This is a genomic window from Streptomyces sp. NPDC005408, from assembly GCF_040606445.1.
Classification (GTDB): Bacteria; Actinomycetota; Actinomycetes; order Streptomycetales; family Streptomycetaceae; genus Streptomyces.
In genome coordinates, this window is record NZ_JBEXEX010000019.1 from 116,876 (window position 1) to 135,634 (window position 18,759).

Sequence of the window (18,759 nt, forward strand, 5' to 3'; positions counted from 1 at the left end):
TGGATACGAGCGGCGTGTTCATGGTGTGGCGTCTGTTCGCGTGGTGAACTTAACTTCACTCTTGGTGGGGGTGTGAGTGTCCGCGTGATGAGGCCGGGGTGTCAATGAGTGTGCGCAGGGAGATGTCGACGGGGCGGCTGTTACGGAACCGTCTTCTTTCCCGTGCAACTACTGCGTCTCCTCGGCCGTCTACCAGGCGGAACTCGCACAACGCGCGTATAAGGAGTCGACAGTCGTGGGGGACATACGCAGACGAGGAGTCGTCGCACTCGGGATCACCACGTTGGTGACCCCGCTGACTCTGGTCATGGGGAGCACGACCGCTCAGGCGGCGTCGTGTACGACACAGACCGGGGCGTACCAGAAGCAGGTCGAGAAGTTCCTCGGCCGCCCGGTGGACGGAAAGCAGTCGGCCGCCGACTGCAAGGCGATCCAGGCCTTCCAGACGAAGCACTCGATCAGCCCGAACGCCGGGCTGGCGGGCCCCATCACGTGGGGCGTCATGGATCTCATGAACAAGCAGAAGGCCGTCGGGAAGAACCCGAACAAGGCCGGCAAGTGCCCGACCAACAAGGGCCGCATCGCCTGTGTCGACCTGACGCTCCAGCTCAGCTGGGTCCAGGACGGCAGCAAGCTGGTGTACGGACCGGTCGCGGTGCGTACGGGCCGCGACGGCTACGAGACCCGCACCGGCCTGAAGAAGATCTACTCGCGGGACATAGACCACGTGTCCAACCTGTACGACGTGCCGATGCCGTACAGCCAGTTCTTCGACGGCGGCCAGGCCTTCCACTCGGTCGGCATCAGCGTCTGGGCACCGCCCGGGTCGCACGGGTGCGTGAACATGACCAAGAGCGACGCCGCCAAGTACTGGAGCCTGCTGCGCAACGGCGACGACGTCTTCGTCTACGGTCGCAAGCCCGGAACCTGAGAACCGTACGACCCTGCCCCTTCCGTGCAAGCGCACGGACGGGGCAGGTCTCAGGCCGGACCTGCGCCGCGCCCGACGGGCCGCAGCGAGGGGAGATCGGTGCCCAGCATGGAGTACAGGACCATGTCACGGCGTTCCTCGCCCACCAGCTGCCAGCTGCGAAGCAGACCCTCACGCTGGAATCCGACGCTCTCAGCCGTCTGCGCCGATGCGGCATTCCACGGCTCGACACAGAGCTGAAGCCGCCCGCTCCCATTGCCGCCGGACGAAGGCGGCGCCCGCATCCTGCGAATACGCGGAGGGGATCGTCGTGATCAACGGGATGTAATCGTCACTCGACGCCTCTTGGACAAGAGGCAGATCGCCCAGTTCCCAGGGGCGGAGCACGAGCTCGTCGCCCGCGTTCAAGCGCGGGACATCCAATGGCTGAACCATGATCGCATCCTGCCGCGACAGCCGTCGGGATGCACGCCTGCCTCCAGCGGTCAGAGCAGCTGGGCGTATTCGCGGAACTCCCAGTCGGTTACGTGGCGTCGGAAGCGGGCCAGCTCGTCGCGCTTGAAGGTGAGGAAGGCGTCGACGAACGGTTTGCCGAGTGCCTCGGTGAGTTCGTGATCCGCTTCCAGCGCGTCGAGCGCGTCGCCGAGGTGGGTCGGCAGCTTGGGGGCGCTGGCGGGGTCGTATCCGTAGCCGCTCATCGGCGCGGGTGGCTCGGCTGCCGAGCGGATGCCCAGGTGGACGGCGGCGACCAGTCCGGCGATGGCGAGGTAGGGGTTGGCGGTGGCGTCGCCGAGGCGCATTTCCAGGCGGGCTCCGCTGCCGCGCTCGGGCGGGATGCGCACCATGGCGCCCCGGTTGTCCAGACCCCAGTCGATCAGCCAGGGCGCCGCGGTGTCGGGGCCGAAGCGCTTGTAGGAGTTGATCGTCGGGTTGAACAGGGCGGCGAGTGCGGGGGCGTGTGCGAGCAGACCGGCGATGGCGTGGTGGGCGATGCCGGACAGGCCGTGAGGCTGGTCGGACGCGTCGAAGACGTTGGTGCCGTCCGTGTCGATGACGGATATGTGCAGGTGGAAGCCGGAACCGCCGCCGTCGTTGAGGGGTTTGGCCATGAAGGTCGCCAACCGGCCCTCGGCGCGGGCGAGTTCCTTGACCGCGGCCTTGAAGCGGAAGGCCCGGTCGGCAGCGTCCAGGGCCTCGGAGTGGTCGAGGTTGATCTCGAACTGCCCGCCGTCGAACTCCCGGTTGCCGCCGCTGACCCCGATGCCGAGGTCGTGCAAGTGGCGCAGCGTACGCAGCAGATGTCCGTCCGGGTCGCCCTTGCGCCCCACGGTGTAGACATTGCCCGGTGTGGCGGCGTAGCGCCGCCAGCCGGTTGACGAGCCGGGGTCGGGGTCGAGAAGAACGTACTCCAGCTCGGGGCCGACCACGGCCGTGAGCCCGCTCTCGGCCAGTTGTCCGGTGACCCGGCGCAGCAGGTCGCGGGGCGATTCGGGGGCGGGCAGCCCTGTTTCGGGGTCGCGAGCGTCGCCGATGCACCAGGCCACCCCGGGTTCCCAGGGGAGCGGGACCAGCGTGCTCAGGTCGGGCCGTACGGCGATGTCGGGCATACCGGCGTCGAGGCCGCCGGGGATGTCGGAGTGGTCGCCCAGGGCGCCCGTGTGATAGATCGCTCGACAGAAGGCCAGGCCGTGGCCGGTTGCGCTCGGCAGGTGGTGGAGCAGGATGTCCCGGCCGCGGTCGGAGCCGATGAGGTCGGGGTAGGCGATGCGCACGACGTCGATGCCCTGGGCGGCGAGCGCCTCGATCTGCTGCTGGATCTGTCCGGACTGGTCAGTACTCACCGTCGGTCTCCTCGGATACGGGCAGAACATGGCGGTACGTCGGGAATTCTCGCCCGTATCACCATGGTGCACATGCGATCTGTGCCTCGAACGGACTGCGTGCTGCCGAAGGACGGCTCACAGGGATTCGTTTGAAGCCAAACAATATTGCGGAGAGGGCTCCCTTGCAAGAGGTGGTCCGCAATGCGGACCTGGCGAGAGGGGTGAGGGGTTAGATTTGGGTGCAAACGAACGAAGTGGGGCGGAGTGCCGCCCGTGACCGAGGGGGAGCCAGTGTCCGGCCACCGATCCATTGTCGAGACCGAGAAGGCCGTCCAGGCGAAGCTCGGCGACTTCCGGTTGCAGCGAGAGCAAATGGCGGCCGTTGCCAACATTCATCGCGCGGCAGCTGCCGTCCGGCAGCATCTGGAGAACTCGGTGCTGCGTCCCTCCGAGCTGACCTGGACCGGGTTCGTGGTGCTGTGGGTGCTCTGGATCTGGGGCGAGACGGAGACCCGTCACGTGGCCGAGGAGGCGGGCATCACCAAAGGCACCCTCACCGGTGTCGCGCGGACCCTGGAGTCGCGGGGGCTGGTGTCGCGTTCGACCCATCCCGAGGACGGCCGACGGGTGCTGCTGTCGCTGACTCCTGAGGGCGAGGCGCTCATGGAGCGGCTCTTCCCGGCGTTCAACACCGAGGAGGCGTTCGTGGCCTCGCGGCTCAGCTCCGAGGAGTGCCTGCGACTCGCGGACGGCCTGCGTGCCATCGTCGCCCAGCTCGAGGAGCATGGCGAGGAGCGTCGACTGGAGTTGCTGGGCGGGGCCGAGCCCGCGCCGCGACGCTCGGGTCGGCGGCCGCGGGCCTGACCTGCCCGGTGTCCCGGTCTCCGCCCGGGTGTCCGTCGCTGTCCATCCTCCTGTGGGTGGCCCTCCGCCGCGGTCGTGATGGAGCGAAGCATGACTCAGGTCCCTGCACACGCCGCGTCGCCGAACACGCCCGGACGCAAGGGGCTGTCGCTGGTCGACGTCGTTGCCCAGTCCGTCGGTTTCATCGGCCCGGTCTTCTCCGTGTCAATCCTGCTGCCCCTGCTGGTCGGCGTGAACGCCGCAGGCCGCGGGGCCGGGGCGGCCGCGCCGCTGGCGGTGCTGGTCGCCACGATCGGCATGCTCGCCCTCGCCTGGATCGTCGCTGCGTACGCCCGCCGGGTGAAGGCGGCCGGGTCGCTCTACAACTACGTGACCCTCGGCCTCGGCCACCGCGCCGGAGCGGCCGCGGGCCTGATGTACTACGGCGGCGTGATCCTCCTCGGGGCCGCCCTCGGCACGCTCATCGGCGGCTACCTGCACGACACGCTGCAGGCCGAGTTCAAGGTTGAGCCTCTGCCGGTATGGGCCTGGCAGCTGCTGCTCCTCGTCGCCCTGCTGGCCGCCGTGTGTATCGGCGTCGAGTTCTCGGTGCGCAGCCAGCTCGTACTCGCGCTCGTCTCGATCGGTGTGCTGCTGGTCTTCTTCGTGTACGTGATCGTCAAGGTCGGCGACGGCAACAGTGCCAAGGCATTCGTCCCGGACACGGCCCAGGACGGGTGGGGCGGGATCCTGCTCGCCGTGCTGTACGCGGTGCTGCTCTTCACCGGGTTCGAGTCGGCAGCCAACCTCGCCGAGGAGGCCACGGACCCGCAGCGCCATATTCCCCGGGCCGTGATCTTCTCCGTCCTTGCCTCGGCCGTCTTCTATCTCCTTGGCACGTACGCGCAGGTCGCAGGCTTTCACTTCAATCTCGATGCCATGGCGGAGGCGGCCGGTGCTCCGCTGAACATCCTCGCGGGCGGCGGGCCCGGCGGCTACGGCTCCACGGCGTGGGGGCGCCTGGTCGAACTGGTCATCCTCCTCGACATGGCAGCCGTCTACCTGGGCGTCTCGGTCTCCGCGACCCGCGGCGTTCTGACCATGGCTCGCGACGGCTGGCTGCCGAGGCTGCTCGCCGCGGTGAATGCCCGCCGCTCCACCCCGACCGGTGGCGCAGTATTCGTCGGCGCTGTCTACCTGGCTGTCATCGGGATGTCCCATCTCTTCCCCAAGGCGGTTGCGCTGCCCAGGGCGCCGTCGTACATCGCCACCTACTCGTGGTTCTCCACCTTCGGCATCTTCTGTCTCGTCGCCATCTATCTGATGATGGCGATCGGCGCCCCGCGCGGCCTCCGGGACCACGAGCGGCCGTGGTTGGTGTGGCTGTGCTCCGCGGTGGGGGCTCTCCTCACTGCCGGGGCGCTGTTCGGCGCGTTTTACAAGGTTCCCTCGCCCACGGTGTACGCCACGTACTTCGCCCTGGGCTGGTTCGCGGTCGCGGTGGTGATCGCCCAAGTCGTCGGCCGGCGGCGGTCGGCCGCCTGAAGGGCTTGCGGGAATGCCGCCTCTCAGGGGTATCGTATGGATCCAAACGATTTCTCTCGCCCCACCCCGACAGAAGGAGGCGCCATGGCCGGCGTCCGCGGATTCTTCCACCCCAAGACTGCTACCGGCGAGTCGTCCCTAGTCCCCTCGCCCCCGTGGTACTACTCCGGCGACCTGATCACCATCGAGTACCGGACCGATCCCGCACGGGTCGCAGAACTGCTGCCGGAGCCGCTGGAGTTGGCCGACGAGGACCCGGGCGCGGTCGCCCTGATCTGGGCCGACTGGCAGTCCTGCAGCGGCTCCAAGGAGGAGCTGCTCGACCCGGTGCGCTCGCAGTACAAGGAGTGCTTCGCCGTGGTGCGCTGCATGTACCGGGGGAAGACGTACTCCCGTTGCATCTACATCTGGGTGGACAAGGACTTCGCCATCGCGCGCGGCTTCCACCAGGGGTACCCCAAGAAGCTCGGCTCGATCCACATGACGCGTCCCCATCCGTACGGGCCCGCGCCGCGGATCGAGGCCGGAGCGGCCTTCGGGGCGACTCTCGCGGCAGCCGACCGGCGGCTGGCCGAGGCCGTGGTGACGCTCCGGGAGCCGACCGCCCGGAACGGGTTCGTGAACGGTCACCCGATGGCCCACCACCGCTGGCTGCCGTCGGTCGAGAAGGGGAAGGGGCTGGCGCTCGACGAGCTGATCGAGACCGGCGCGGCCTCCTTCGAGGCGGGCCAGGCCTGGGCGGCGGACGCGGATCTGACGCTCTTCGACGCCCCGACGGAAGAACTGGCGCGGCTGGAGGTGCAGGAGCTGATCGGTGCCTACTACCGGCAGGTGGGCGTGTGCTGGGACGGCGGCACCCTGCTGGAATCCGGTACCTCGGGCGCCGAGTAGCAGCCTGCGGCGTCGTACCGCGAGCGGGTGAAGGCTGCGGACAGCGGCCGGAGCGGACCTACGGGGCGGCGACGCCGGACTCCTCGGAGAGGGGCTGCTCGGCCCAGATGGTCTTGCCGCGTGCGTGGTAGCGGGTGCCCCAGAACTGGGCCAGCTGCGCGACCATGAACAGCCCGCGTCCTCCCTCGTCGGTCTCCAACGCGTGCCGCACATGGGGTGAGGTGCTGCTGCCGTCGGAGACCTCGCATATCAGGTCGCGGTCGCGGATCATTCGCAACCGGATCGGCGGACTGCCGTAGTGGATGGCGTTGGTGACCAGTTCGCTGACGATCAGTTCCGTGGTGAACTCCAGCTCCTCCAGGCCCCATTCGGCCAGCTTCCGGGTCGCGAGTGCACGTGCCTCGGCCACCACCTCGGGCTCGGACGCCAGCTCCCATGTGGCGTGGTGGTCCGCATCCAGCCCCCGCATCCGCGCGACCAGCAGTGCCACGTCGTCGAGCGGGCGGGCCGGCAGCAGCCGGCGGATCAATGCGTCGCAGATGGCGTCGAGCCCGGGAGACGAGGTGAGGCGGGGCTCGGACAGGGCCTCGCGGAGCCGTTCGGCAGCAGTATCGGCGCTGTGATCCGGCGACTCCACCAGACCGGGGGAGTACAGCACGAGCAGTTCTCCGTCGTTCAGCGTCACCTCGGTGTTCTCGAACGGAGGCCCGCCCCGGCCGAGCGGAGGCCCGCCGGGCAGATCGAGGATCTGGACCCTCCCGTCCGCGGACGCCCGCGCGGGCGGCGGATGGCCGGCGCGCGCCAGCACGCACCGCCGCGAGATCGGATCGAAGACCGCGTACAGGCATGTCGTTCCCGCCGCGCCGCTGGTGAGTCCTTCGGCGTGCTCGTCGTGGAACCGGTTGACCTGGTCGTCCAGATGGGTAAGCAGCTCCTCGGGTGACAGATCGAGGTCGGCGAGCGTCCGCACGGCGGTGCGCAGCCGTCCCATGGTCACCGCCGCGTGCAGGCCGTGCCCGGCCACGACTCCCACCACCAGCGCCACGCGCGCGCTCGACAGCGGGATCACGTCGAACCAGGAACCCCCCAGCCCGGCATGCGCGCTCGACGGCAGGTATCGCGACGCTGCGTCCAGTGCCCCCAGCTCCGGCAACCGCTGCGGAAGCAGACTGCGTTGCAAGGCCAATGCCGTCTCCCGCTCCCGGCTGTAGCGACTCGCGTTGTCGATGCACACGGCAGCACGTGCCACGAACTCTTCGGCCAGCAGTACGTCATCGGCCTCGAACGGATGCGCCCGCTCGGAGCGCACGAAGACCGCCGTACCCAGTGCGGCGCCTCGTGCGAACATCGGGACCAGCAGCCAGGAATGGACGCCGTACTCGCTCACTGTCGCGGCCCGGCCGGGGTCTGCTTCCGCGAACTCGGAGATCAGTTCGTCGCCCGACTTCAGCGTGGGCTCGCCGCTCGCAAGCGCAAGCGTGAACAGTGATCCGGACCCCGAAGCGAAAGGGTCGATGTCCCCCATGGGAACCATGGCCTCGCTCCGTGCACCCGGTGCGACCGAGCTCGCCGCGCGGCGCATGGGCATGGCCCCGGGCACCGGACCGGCCACCGGCTCCTCGCCGCCGAAGACCGGGTCCAGCAAGTTGACGTAGGCGTGGTCGGCGAACTGCGGGACGGCCACCTCGACGAGTTCTTGCGCGGTCTTCAGTACGTCCAGCGTGCCGCCGATCCGTGTGCTCGCATCGTTGACCAGCGCGAACCGCTCCTGCGCTCTGGCTCGTTCTGTTACGTCGACCACGGCATGCGCCAGTGCGATCACCTCTCCCGTCCGGCTCCGGAGCGGAAGGATGGATTCGGACCAGACGTGCTCACGGTCGGGGTCGTCGGGGGTGCGGCCGCGCACCTCCGTCTGGAGCTGTGCCTCACCGCTCTGAAGGACCTGCCGCTGCCGTGCCTCGAAGGCCGCCATGTCCAGCAGACCGGGAGGCGCCACGTCGGCCATGGTGTGTCCCATGAACTCCTTGCCCGCGAACGTCCCCCTGCGGCGCTGCGCGTCGTTCTGGGCCAGGAAGCGCAGCCGGGTGTCGAAGACATCGATGATCATGGGTGACTCGGTGAACAGCCCTCTCAGGAGCGCATCGCGGAGTTCGTGCCGTCGTGCGGCATCGGCATCCATCACCTGGATCAGCCACTGAGGGTCACCGCCCGTGGACACCATGGCGCGTGCCTGCAGGGTGACCTCGATGCCGCGTCCGCTCCGGTGTCGCAGGACCGCCTCCCCCAGCTGGACCACCGCGTCCACCCCGCACCGCCCGACGAGGCCGGCTGCGTCCGAGGCGTTGTGCAGCAGGTCGGTCCCGCGCCACCCCTGGACCTCCTCCGCCGCATAGCCGAGCAGGCGCTCCGCAGCCGGGCTCAAGCTGATCAGCACACCATGCACATCCAGGACGGCGTAGGCCTCATCGTCCGGCTCCGAAAACAGACCGGCAGCGTCGTGGAATACGGGGTTGTGCATCACTCCGCCCCACTTCTTGATCTGAGGCACTCAGTTCCCCGGGGCCTGGGCCAATTGTCTCTTTGGTCCACTTCTCGTGCAGCCTGCGAGGCGGGATGCGAAGCGGCTGTCCTGAACTACGGGCGCGCTTGTTCGACCAGTGCCTGGAACAGGGCCCGGCTCCTCGCGTCGGTGGCGGTGGTGTCCTCCGGGTGCCACTGGACGGCGATGAACCAGCCCGGTGAGCCGGGCCGCTCCAGCGCCTCGACGGTGCCGTCCGCCGCCCGGGCGGTGACGGTGAGGCCGCGGCCGAGCCGGTCCACGCACTGGTGGTGGTAGCAGGACACGTCGACCTTGTCGTCCGTGAGGGCGTCGGCGAGCAGTGAACCGGGCTCCACCGTCACCGGGTGCTTCATGTGGCGGTGTTCGCCGTCCGGGCCGCCCATGTCCTGGCGGAGGGTGCCGTTCAGGGCGGTGTTGACGATCTGCAGGCCGCGGCATACGGCCAGGGTCGGCACTCCTGTGCCCAGTGCGTGGCGGGCGAGGGCGAGGTCGAAGGCGTCCTGCTCGTCGTCCACGTCGTAGACGTCAGGATGCGCCACTGCGTCTCCGTACCGGTGCGGGGCGATGTCGCCGCCGCCGGGGAGCAGCAGCGCGTCGCAGCGTTCCAGGCGGTCGGCGACCTCGGTGGGATTGGCCTGGCCGCCGGGGGAATGGGGATGCATGGTGAACGGCTCGCCGCCGGCCTGGTAGACGGCCTCGACCAGGGCGCGGGCGTTGACCTCGGCGGCGTACCGCAGTGCGGAGGTGGTTGCGGAGAACCGGGCCGGGACGGCGATCAGCGGGCGGTGCGTCACAGCTGGATCCATGTGGTCTTGAGTTCGGTGAACTTCTCCAGGGCGTGGGCGGACTTGTCCCGGCCGTTGCCCGATTGCTTGTAGCCGCCGAAGGGGATGTTGAGGCCGCCCTCCTCGTAGCAGTTGACCCACACCGTGCCCGCCCTGAGCTGCCGGGCAACCCGGTGGGCTGTGGAGAGATCGGCGGTCCACAGTCCGGCTGCCAGCCCGTACTCGCTGTCGTTGGCCAGTGCGACGGCCTGCTCGACGGTGTCGAAGGTCTGGACGGACAGCACGGGGCCGAACACTTCCTCGCGGGCGAGCCGCATGCGGGGCGTGACCTTGTCGAACACGGTGGGCTGGAGATGGAAGCCGCCGTGGTCGGGGAGTGCGGATCCGCCGCTACGGAGCCGGGCCCCGTCCTCGTGGGCCGCGGCGATGTGGCCCAGCACGCTGTCGAGCTGGCGCGCGGTGGCGATCGGGCCCATCTCGCTGGCCGGGTCGAGCGGGTCGCCGACGCGCAGGGTGCGGGCCCGCTCGACAACGGCGTCCACGACCCGCTCGGCGATCGAGGAGTGCACCAGCAGCCGGGAGGGCGCCGTGCACATCTCACCCGCGTTGAAGAAGATGCCCCAGGCGGCGGTCGTGGCTGCGGTGTCCAGATCGGGCGCGTCGGGCAGCACGATGTTGGGTGATTTGCCGCCGAGTTCCAGCCAGACCCGCTTGAGGTTGGAGTCGGCGGCGTAGTGCAGGTAGTGGCGGCCGACGGCCGTGGATCCGGTGAAGGCGAGCACGTCGACGTCGGGGTGGAGCCCGAGGGCCCGGCCTGCGGTGGGGCCCCGGCCGGCGACCACGTTGAGCACGCCGTCCGGGAGTCCGGCCTGGGCGCCGAGCCGGCCGAGCCGCAGCGCGGACAGCGGGGTCTGCTCGGAGGGTTTGAGTACGACCGTGCATCCGGCGGCCAGCGCCGGGGCGAGCTTCCACGTGCCGAGGGTGAGGGGGAAGTTCCACGGGACGACGGCGGCGACCACGCCGATCGGCTCGCGGGTGACCAGGGCGAGTGCGTCGGCGCCGGTCTGCGGGGCCTCGTCGAGGAGTTTGCCGGCCAGTTCGCCGTAGTAGCGCAGGGTGTTGACCACTGCCCGCAGCTCGATGTCGTACGCCTCGGTGACGGGTTTGCCCATCTCCAGGCTGATCAGCAGGGCCAGCTCGGTGCGGTGCTCCTCGACCAGGTCGGCGAAGCGCTGCAGCACCCTGCCCCGCTCGGCGGGTGACAGGCGCGGCCATGGCCCGTGGTCGAAGGCCCGGCGGGCGGCGGCGACGGCGCGGTCGACCTCGGCCGGGCCGCCGTCGGACACCTCGGCGAGGACTTGGCCGTCGCGGGGGGAGATCAGTGGGAAGACGCCGCTCTTGCCGGGGCTGTCGCCGCCGTCGATGAGGTGGTGAACGGGCGGCACGAGACGTGCGGCCAGGGACAGCCACTCCGCGTGGGTGGTCGGTGGCATGGAACCTCCCGGAATTATGTTTGGGTTCAAACGATAGCTTGAGGCCCTCTGGGGTGGAAGGTCTTGACCGGCCCGCCGGGGGCTGGCTAGTTTATTTGGAGCCAAACGATTTGGAGCGTGCAGATGTCTGAACGGCATGAGACAGAAGTGGCGACGGTGGCCGGGGTCGCCGTGGACACCCGTCACTGGATCGACGGGAAACGGGTCACCTCCCTGGCCACGTTCACCGACACCTCGCCCATCGATGACGTCCCGCTCGCCGAGATCGCGCGTGGCGGCGCAGCCGAGGCGGCGCTCGCTGTCGACGCGGCCCGAGCGGCGTTTCCGGCCTGGGCGGCGACCTCCCGCGAGGAGCGGGCCCGCATCCTGCACGCGATCGCCGACGGTGTGGAGAAGCGCATCGAGGAGCTGTCGGCCGTCGAGACCGCCGACAACGGCGCGCTGCTGCGTTCGCACCGCCGGGGCGTCATCCCTCGCGTCGCGCACAACTTCCGTTTCTTCGCCGACTGGCTCCTGACCCTCGGCCACGACGACTTCGAGACGCGCGGCCACACCAACCACGTCTCCTGGGACCCGGCCGGCGTCTGCGCGCTGATCACGCCCTGGAACGCGCCACTCATGCTCGCCACCTGGAAGGTCGCTCCGGCACTGGCGGCGGGCAACACCGTCGTCCTCAAGCCCGCCGAATGGTCTCCGCTCACCGCGTCCCTGCTCGCCGACATCGCCGCCGAGGCCGGGCTCCCGGCCGGAGTGCTCAACGTCGTCCAGGGCTACGGCGAGGAGGTCGGCGCCGCCCTTGTCTCCGACCCGCGAGTGGCCCGGATCAGCTTCACCGGCTCCGTCCCCACTGCCCGCCACATCGCGGGCGCGGCAGCGGCCAACCTGGTTCCCGTCAGCCTCGAACTCGGAGGCAAATCACCACTGTTGGTCTTCGCCGACTCCGACCTCGAGCTGGCCGTCGAGCTGGCCGTCGGGCAGTACGACAACGCCGGGCAGGTCTGCCTCGCCGGAACTCGGCTGCTCGTCGAGTCGTCCGTCGCTGAGGAGTTCACGCAGCGGTTCGTCGCCAAGGCCGCCGCACTGCGCCAGAGCGATCCTCGCGACGAGACCACCGACATCGGCCCCACCATCCACGCCGAACACGTCGCCCGCGTCGACGGCTTCGTACAGCGCGCGCTGGCCTCCGGGGCCCGAGCGGTGATCGGCGGCGGACCCAACACCGAGCTGGGCGGCCTCTATTACCGGCCGACACTCCTCACGGACGTGGCATCCGACGCCGAGATCGTCACCGAAGAGGTCTTCGGCCCTGTGCTGACCCTGCAGACCTTCGACACCGAGGAGGAGGCGGTCGCGCTCGCCAACGGCACCCGCTTCGGACTCGCCGCCACCCTCGTCACCGGGGACCAGGAACGCGCCCGCCGGGTCACCGGGCAGCTGGTGGCCGGCACCGTCTGGGTCAACTGCTTCTTCGTACGGGACCTTCGGGCGCCCTTCGGCGGCTCCCGCCAGTCCGGTGTCGGCCGCGAAGGCGGCACCTGGAGCTTCGACTTCTACTGCGACGTCAAGAACACCGTCACCGCGCCGAGGGGATGGCAGCACCATGGGTGAGATCGTCGGGGCCGGGATCGTCGCCCATGTGCCCACCATCATGCTGCCGGAGGCCACCCGCCGGGAGCTCAACCATGGCGAGGACACCACCCTCGTCGCCGGTCTTGAACGGCTGCGCCGTGAGGTCTTCGAGACCGCCGACTACGACACCGTGGTGCTGCTCGACTCGCACTGGGCCACCACCGTGGAATTCGTCGTCACCTCGCACGACCGCCGCGCGGGCCTGTTCACCTCCGAGGAACTGCCGCGCGGGATGTGCAGGATCCCGTACGACTTCCCCGGCGACCCCGAACTCGCCCACGCCATAGCCGCACACGACGAGAAGCGCGGCACCTGGATCACCCCGATCGACGACCAGTACCTGCCGATCTTCTACGCCACCGTCAACGTGTGGAAGTACCTCGGTGTCGAGGGCAAGCGCTGGATCTCCATCGGCGTCTGTCAGACCGCCGACACCGAGGACTATCTCCGGCTCGGCCGGGCGATCGCGGACGGCATAGCCGCCACTGACCGCAAGGTCCTGTTCATCGCCTCGGGCGCCCTGTCGCACACGTTCTGGCCGCTGCGCGAGATCCGCGACCACGAGGCCGGCGACCTCAGCCACATCTTCACCCCCGAGGCGCGCGCGGCCGACGAGGAGCGCATCGCCTGGTTCAAGGACGGGCGCCACGACCGGGTCCTGCAGACCATGCCCGAGTTCATGGCGTACAAGCCCGAGGCCCGCTTCGGTCACTACCTGACCATGGCCGGTGCACTCGGTGAGGAGCGGCTCAGCGCTCCCGGCCGGCTGTTCAGCGCGTACGAGAACTCGGTCGGAACCGGCCAGGTGCACATCTGGTTCGACCGCCCGGCCGCCGGCTGGACCGCGCCGCGCGCTGCCGGCGCCGTACGCCACGACCCGCACCACCACGTCGACCCCCACCACGCCCAGGAGCCCCTGAATGCCTGAGTACCGCCGTATCCTCCTCGACGGCGCCGTCTTCGAGGTCGTCCGCGAAGGCGACGAGCTCGTCGCAGCCGACGGCCGCCGTGTGAAGACCGTCGATGCGCACCACCTGCCGCCGGTCGTCCCGTCCAAGGTCGTCGCGGTGCACCTCAACCACCGCAGCCGGGTGGCAGAGTTCCAGACCTCGCTGCCGCCCGCGCCCACGTACTTCCACAAGCCCACCTCGTCGCTCACCGCGCACGGCGGAGCGATCGTCCGCCCTGAGGGCTGCCAGTACCTGAACTACGAGGGTGAGGTGGCCATCGTCATCGGCCGCACGTGCCGCAACGTCTCGCCCGCCGAAGCCGCGGGCTACATAGCCGGCTACACCGTCGCCAACGACTACGGCCTGCACGACTTCCGGGACACCGACGCCGGCTCCATGCTCCGCGTCAAGGGCGCCGACACGCTGTGCCCGCTGGGCCCGGGCCTCGTCACCGACTGGGACTTCCACGGCAAGCGGCTGCGCACGTACGTCAACGGCGAGGTCGTGCAGGACGGTTCCACGGACGAGATGGAGTGGGACATGCACTATCTCGTCGCCGACATCGCCCGCACGATCACCCTCTTCCCCGGCGATGTGCTGCTGTCCGGTACACCGGCCAACTCCCGCCCGGTGCAGCCCGGCGACGTGGTGGACGTCGAGGTCGAAGGTCTCGGGAGGCTGACCAACCACATCGTCACCGGCCCTGTCCCGGTCCGTGACGACTGTGGAGCCCAGCCCACCGCCTCCGAGGAGGTCCTGTCGACCGCCTTCGGCGGCGACTGGGAGTTCCGCGGCATCCGCCGGCCCCAGCGGCCCTGACCCAGTACGTACGGACAGGAGGGAACAACCCCATGGACTTGCGCTACTGGCTCCAAGAGGCCGTGACAACCAACGAGGACTGGACCGCAGGCTTCAGCACCTACTCCAGGCATCCGTCACTGCGGGTCGACGACGCCCGGTTCGCCGCTGCGTTCGAGACGTTTTCCGAGCGGCTGAAGGACAACTACCCGTTCTTCCATCCCCGTTACGCCGGTCAGATGCTCAAGCCGCCCCACCCGGCCGCGGTGGTGGGCTACCTCACGGCGATGCTGATCAACCCCAACAACCACGCGCTGGACGGCGGCCCGGCCACCGCGCAGATGGAGCGCGAGGCCGTCCAGCAGCTGGCCACGATGTTCGGCTACGACACCCACCTCGGACACCTCACCACGAGCGGCACCATCGCCAACCTGGAGGCGCTGTTCGTGGCCCGGGAGCTCCACCCGGGCAAGGGCGTCGCCTACAGCACCGAGGCCCACTACACGCACGGCCGCATGTGCGGCGTCCTCGGCGTGGAGGGACACCCGGTCCCGGTGGACGACGGCGGCCGGATGGACCTCGACGCGCTGGAGAAGCTGCTGCGCACCGGCCGCATCGGCACGGTCGTACTCACCGCAGGCACCACCGCGCTCGGCGCCGTCGAGCCGATCCACGAGGCACTGGCGCTGCGCGAGCGCTACGGCTTGCGCATCCATGTCGACGCCGCCTACGGAGGGTTCTTCACCCTGCTGGCAGGTGCGGACGGCCCCGAGGGGCTGCCGGCGGCGCCATGGCGAGCCATAGCGCAGTGCGACTCGATCGTGGTCGATCCGCACAAGCACGGCCTCCAGCCCTACGGATGCGGCGCCGTCCTGTTCCGCGACCCGTCCGTCGGCCGCTTCTATCTGCACGACTCGCCGTACACCTACTTCACCTCCGACGATCTGCACCTGGGCGAGATCAGCCTGGAGTGCTCCCGCGCGGGCGCGGCCGCCGCTGCCCTCTGGCTCACCTTCCAGCTCCTGCCGCCCACCAGGGACGGGCTCGGGCAGGTGCTGGCGGCCGGGCGCCGAGCAGCGACGAGGTGGGCCGACCTGATCGAGAAGTCGGAACACCTGGAGCTCTACCAGCCCCCGGAACTCGACATCGTCAGCTACTTCCCGATCACAGAGCCCCTCACCCTGTCCAGGGTCGACGAGGCCGCCGGGCGGATCCTCCAGGCCGGCATGACGGACCCGGCGGACCCGGTGTTCCTGAGCACCCTCCGGATCGGGGCCGACCGACTGACCGCCCGTCACCCGAAACTCGTCGCCGACACCGACGGCGCCCGCATCCTGCGCAGCGTGCTGATGAAGCCCGAATCCGAGGGGTACGTGGAGCACCTCCACCACCGCCTGGAGCAGCTCGCCCGCGCCTGAGGGCAGCCAACCACTGAGGGAGACAGCAGGTGCGGGCACTGATCATCGAGCATGAGCACGTATCCACACCGGGGTACGTGGGGGAGCGGCTGGCAGACAGGGGCTATGACCTCACCGAGCTGGTCGTCGTCCCTGAGGAACGCTTCACCGATCCCGGCGTTGAACCTGCCTTTCCCACGGCCGAGGAGTACGACCTCGTCGTGGCGCTGGGGGCGCCCTGGTCGGTGGACCACGTCGAGCTGATCGGGCCGTGGATCACGCCCGAACTGGACCTGCTGCGTGCGGCGCACGCAGCAGGGGTGCCGGTGCTCGGGATCTGCTTCGGCGGCCAGGCTCTGGCGACCGCGCTCGGCGGCCGCGTCGAGCGCTCGCCACGCTTCGAACTCGGCTGGACGTGGGTCCACACCGACGATGCCCAACTCGTCCCGGAGGGGCCGTGGTTCCAGTACCACGGAGACCGGTGGCGGCTGCCGCCCGGCGCGCGGGAGATCGCGCGCAACGGCGTCTGTTCCCAGGCGTTCGTGCACGGCCGCAGCATGGGCGTGCAGTTCCACCCGGAGCTGACCCCGGCCACGCTCGAGCAGTGGCTCGTCCACGGCGGTGAGGTCCAGGCGAAAGAGCTGGGACTGGACAGCGGTGCACTGCTGGCACGTACGCGGACCGAGGCCCGGCATGCACGCGTGCGTGCCCACGTCCTGGTCGATGCCTTTCTTGCCCTGCCCGCTGGGTAACGAGGGCCAACCCTTGTGAAAAGTCATTTGGAGCCATGCGGTTTTCCCAGCAAGTCGTAAGGGCCCAAACGAGCAAACCCTTTCAGGCCATCGGCCACCTCGGTTGCCACGGCCTCGTCCCCGACCGACGGGAGTGCCAGTCATGGCCGTCGAACAGCTCACCACCCCATCCACGGACAGCCGGTCGAGACAAGGCATCGGCGTCTCGCACATCGTCTTCTTCGTCGTCGCGGCGTCCGCGCCACTGACTGTCGCGGCGGGGGGAAACCCGCAGGCATTCGCGGTCACCGGCGCGGTGGGCTACCCCCTCGCCTTCCTCGTCCTGACCGTCGTCCTGATCATCTTCAGCGCCGGATACGCCGCGATGAGCCGGCACATCACCAACGCCGGCGCCTTCTACTCCTACGTCGCCCAAGGACTCGGCCGATCGCTCGGCGTCGGCACCTCCTTCGTCGCGCTCGTGTCCTACAACGCCATGCAGATCGGGATCTACGGCCTGTTCGGGTTCACCGCTGCCGACCTGTTCAAGTCGAAGCTCGGCCTCGACCTGCCGTGGTGGGCGTACGTCCTGGCGTGCATAGCCGCCGTCGGCGTACTGGGCTATCGGCGCATCGACCTCAACGCCAAGGTGCTCGCGGTCCTGCTCGTGATCGAGACCGTGACCGTGGTGGTCTTCGACGCGGCGCAGTTCCTGGACCCCGGCCCGCAGGGCATCTCGGCCACCCCGATGTCATGGAGCGCGCTCTCCACCGGCGCGGTCGGCGCAGCCTTCTGCTTCGCGATGGCGGGCTTTATGGGATTCGAGTCGGGCGCCATCTACGGCGAGGAGTGCCGGGAACCGCGGCGCACGATCCCGCGTGCCACCTACGCGGCGGTCATCCTCATGGGCGTCTTCTATGCCCTGTCGGCCTGGGCACTCGCGGTCGGCGCGGGACCCGACCACATCGTCGGCTCCGCCCAACAGCAAGGGCCCGGAATCTTCTTCGCCCTCGGCGAGCAGCGGCTCGGCAGCGCCTTCGGCGACATTGCGAACGTCTTCTTCCTCACCAGCCTCCTCGCGGCCATCCTGTCCTTCCACAACGCCGTCGCCCGGTACTCCTTCGCCCTCGGACGAGAGCGTGTGCTTCCCGGCGCGCTGGGCGCCGTCCACCCCCGGCACAGCTCACCTCACGTCAGCTCGCTCGCCCAGACCGGACTTGCGGGCCTGACCGTCATCGTGTTCGCTGTCGCCGGCCTCGACCCGCTGGCGACCCTGTTCACCTGGCTCACCAACCTCGGCGCTCTGGGAGTCATCTTCCTGCTCACGGTCGTCTCCGCCGCCGTCATCGGGTTCTTCGCCCGCGACAAGCGCGGCGAACGGCTCTGGAGCCGCGCGGTCGCCCCGGTCCTCGGCGGGATTGCCCTCGGCGCCGTCTTCGTCACGGCCCTGATCAACTTCGACGTGCTCCTGGGCGCGGCGAAGGACTCGTCCCTGACCTGGATCCTGCCCGGGGTGCTCCTCGCGGCCGGAACCGCCGGAGTCGCCTACGGGCTCTTCCTCAAGTCCCGCCGCCCGCAGGTTCACACCGGCATCGGCCACGGCGCCGAGGAGGGCACGCACCTCTCCGACAGCCACACACCCGGGGCTCCTGCCTAGCGCGTCAGTCGGGCGCGAGCGGTGATGTGCGGCGGTGGTGCGATGCCGACAGGGAGTGCGGGGTCCGCTGCCGGGTGGCCGAAGGTGGTGACCATGGGCAGGACGCCGGCCCAGATCCCGAGTTCGGCGTCCGGCCCGTCGCCATCGTCGGGGGCGCCGGTGCGCACCTTGACCGAAGCTGCGTCCAGGGACAGCGCGAGCAGGGACGTCGCCGCAAGTTCCTTCCGGTTCGGCTGCCGTGCATAGTCCCATTGGCCGGGCGCGGCGTGTTCGGTCAGGCAGCGCAGCCCGGAGAGTTTCTCCTCGGGGTCGGTGATCACGCGGGGGACGCCGTAGACCATTGCGCAGCGGTAGTTGACGCCGTGCTCGAAAACCGAACGTGCGAGGACAAGGCCGTCCACGTGCGTGACCGTGACGCAAACCGTGGTCCTTGGCGAGGCGATCAGGCTGCGGCTGGCGACCGAGCCGTGGAAGTACAGGTTCTGCCCGTCCCTCCCGTAGACGGTCGGCACCACCATGGTCTGCCCGTCGACGACCACACCAAGGTGGCAGACGAAGCCTGCGTCCAGGATGGCGTCCAGTACTCCGCGGTCGAGGCTGCCCTGCTCCGGCAGGCGGCGGTGGCGAGTGAGTTCTGTGTCCGGCAGGGAGGTCGGCCGTTGGGTGTGTTTCACGGTGCCACGTTACTGATATCGACACTTGGAGCGCCAGTAGCCAACGAAATCA

Annotated in this window: 16 protein-coding genes; 10 read left to right on the forward strand and 6 right to left on the reverse strand. The window is 69.4% G+C overall.

Going from position 1 to position 18,759, the window contains the following annotated elements; all coding sequences use genetic code 11:
• The first annotated feature begins 235 nt into the window (after nucleotides 1-235).
• Entirely contained in the window at nucleotides 236-931 is a 696-nt protein-coding gene (locus tag ABZS64_RS19875; protein WP_355830936.1) for a L,D-transpeptidase, read from the forward strand.
• 50 nt (nucleotides 932-981) lie between these two features.
• Here ABZS64_RS19875 and ABZS64_RS19880 read toward each other — a convergent pair whose 3' ends face one another.
• The gene (locus ABZS64_RS19880) at nucleotides 982-1,215 is read right to left on the reverse strand and encodes a GNAT family protein (RefSeq protein WP_355830939.1); all 234 of its coding nucleotides are present in this window, start codon (nucleotides 1,213-1,215) and stop codon (nucleotides 982-984) included.
• A 201-nt stretch (nucleotides 1,216-1,416) separates the two neighbouring features.
• Complete coding sequence (locus ABZS64_RS19885) at nucleotides 1,417-2,772, reverse strand: glutamine synthetase family protein (RefSeq protein WP_355830941.1); 1,356 nt, start codon at nucleotides 2,770-2,772, stop codon at nucleotides 1,417-1,419.
• A gap of 273 nt (nucleotides 2,773-3,045) precedes the next feature.
• Here ABZS64_RS19885 and ABZS64_RS19890 point away from each other — a divergent pair, with 273 nt between their 5' ends.
• From ABZS64_RS19890 to ABZS64_RS19900, 3 genes are all read left to right on the forward strand, one after another.
• Nucleotides 3,046-3,618, forward strand: coding sequence for a MarR family transcriptional regulator (locus ABZS64_RS19890; protein ID WP_355830944.1), 573 nt, complete (start codon nucleotides 3,046-3,048; stop codon nucleotides 3,616-3,618).
• A gap of 90 nt (nucleotides 3,619-3,708) precedes the next feature.
• Nucleotides 3,709-5,142 carry an APC family permease gene (locus ABZS64_RS19895; RefSeq protein ID WP_355830947.1) on the forward strand — a complete coding sequence of 478 codons (1,434 nt, stop codon included), beginning with the start codon at nucleotides 3,709-3,711 and terminating at the stop codon, nucleotides 5,140-5,142.
• 84 nt (nucleotides 5,143-5,226) lie between these two features.
• Complete coding sequence (locus tag ABZS64_RS19900; RefSeq protein ID WP_355830950.1) at nucleotides 5,227-6,033, forward strand: acetoacetate decarboxylase family protein; 807 nt, start codon at nucleotides 5,227-5,229, stop codon at nucleotides 6,031-6,033.
• A 58-nt stretch (nucleotides 6,034-6,091) separates the two neighbouring features.
• Here ABZS64_RS19900 and ABZS64_RS19905 read toward each other — a convergent pair whose 3' ends face one another.
• The 3 genes from ABZS64_RS19905 to ABZS64_RS19915 all read right to left on the reverse strand — a co-directional run bounded on the left by ABZS64_RS19905 (nucleotide 6,092) and on the right by ABZS64_RS19915 (nucleotide 10,871).
• Nucleotides 6,092-8,581, reverse strand: a complete 2,490-nt coding sequence (locus ABZS64_RS19905; RefSeq protein ID WP_355830952.1) for a SpoIIE family protein phosphatase — start codon at nucleotides 8,579-8,581, stop codon at nucleotides 6,092-6,094.
• Between the two features lie 86 nt (nucleotides 8,582-8,667).
• Entirely contained in the window at nucleotides 8,668-9,399 is a 732-nt protein-coding gene (locus ABZS64_RS19910) for a gamma-glutamyl-gamma-aminobutyrate hydrolase family protein (RefSeq protein WP_355830955.1), read from the reverse strand.
• A complete protein-coding gene (locus ABZS64_RS19915; protein WP_355830956.1) occupies nucleotides 9,384-10,871 on the reverse strand; it encodes an aldehyde dehydrogenase in 1,488 nt (495 codons plus the stop codon). Before ABZS64_RS19915 ends, ABZS64_RS19910 begins: the two co-directional genes overlap by 16 nt.
• A gap of 123 nt (nucleotides 10,872-10,994) precedes the next feature.
• Between ABZS64_RS19915 and ABZS64_RS19920 the strand changes: the two genes are divergently transcribed.
• The 6 genes from ABZS64_RS19920 (at nucleotide 10,995) to ABZS64_RS19945 (ending at nucleotide 18,033) form a co-directional block, all read left to right on the forward strand.
• A complete protein-coding gene (locus ABZS64_RS19920; RefSeq protein WP_355830959.1) occupies nucleotides 10,995-12,479 on the forward strand; it encodes an aldehyde dehydrogenase in 1,485 nt (494 codons plus the stop codon).
• Nucleotides 12,472-13,428, forward strand: coding sequence for a catechol 1,2-dioxygenase (locus ABZS64_RS19925; RefSeq protein ID WP_355830961.1), 957 nt, complete (start codon nucleotides 12,472-12,474; stop codon nucleotides 13,426-13,428). Before ABZS64_RS19920 ends, ABZS64_RS19925 begins: the two co-directional genes overlap by 8 nt.
• Nucleotides 13,421-14,269 (forward strand): fumarylacetoacetate hydrolase family protein, encoded by an 849-nt coding sequence (locus tag ABZS64_RS19930; RefSeq protein ID WP_355830964.1) that lies wholly within the window; start codon nucleotides 13,421-13,423, stop codon nucleotides 14,267-14,269. The genes ABZS64_RS19925 and ABZS64_RS19930 overlap by 8 nt, the downstream gene beginning before the upstream one ends.
• 32 nt (nucleotides 14,270-14,301) lie before the next feature.
• On the forward strand, nucleotides 14,302-15,666 hold the full coding sequence (locus tag ABZS64_RS19935; RefSeq protein ID WP_355830967.1) for an aminotransferase class V-fold PLP-dependent enzyme: 1,365 nt from the start codon (nucleotides 14,302-14,304) through the stop codon (nucleotides 15,664-15,666).
• A 29-nt stretch (nucleotides 15,667-15,695) separates the two neighbouring features.
• Complete coding sequence (locus ABZS64_RS19940; protein WP_355830970.1) at nucleotides 15,696-16,397, forward strand: type 1 glutamine amidotransferase; 702 nt, start codon at nucleotides 15,696-15,698, stop codon at nucleotides 16,395-16,397.
• Nucleotides 16,398-16,539: 142 nt separating this feature from the next.
• Nucleotides 16,540-18,033: an APC family permease gene (locus ABZS64_RS19945; RefSeq protein WP_355830973.1), complete on the forward strand. Its 1,494-nt coding sequence runs from the start codon at nucleotides 16,540-16,542 to the stop codon at nucleotides 18,031-18,033.
• Here ABZS64_RS19945 and ABZS64_RS19950 read toward each other — a convergent pair.
• Nucleotides 18,030-18,707 (reverse strand): pyridoxamine 5'-phosphate oxidase family protein, encoded by a 678-nt coding sequence (locus ABZS64_RS19950; RefSeq protein WP_355830976.1) that lies wholly within the window; start codon nucleotides 18,705-18,707, stop codon nucleotides 18,030-18,032. The two genes, ABZS64_RS19945 and ABZS64_RS19950, sit on opposite strands and share 4 nt — an antisense overlap.
• Between the last annotated feature and the right edge of the window lie 52 nt (nucleotides 18,708-18,759).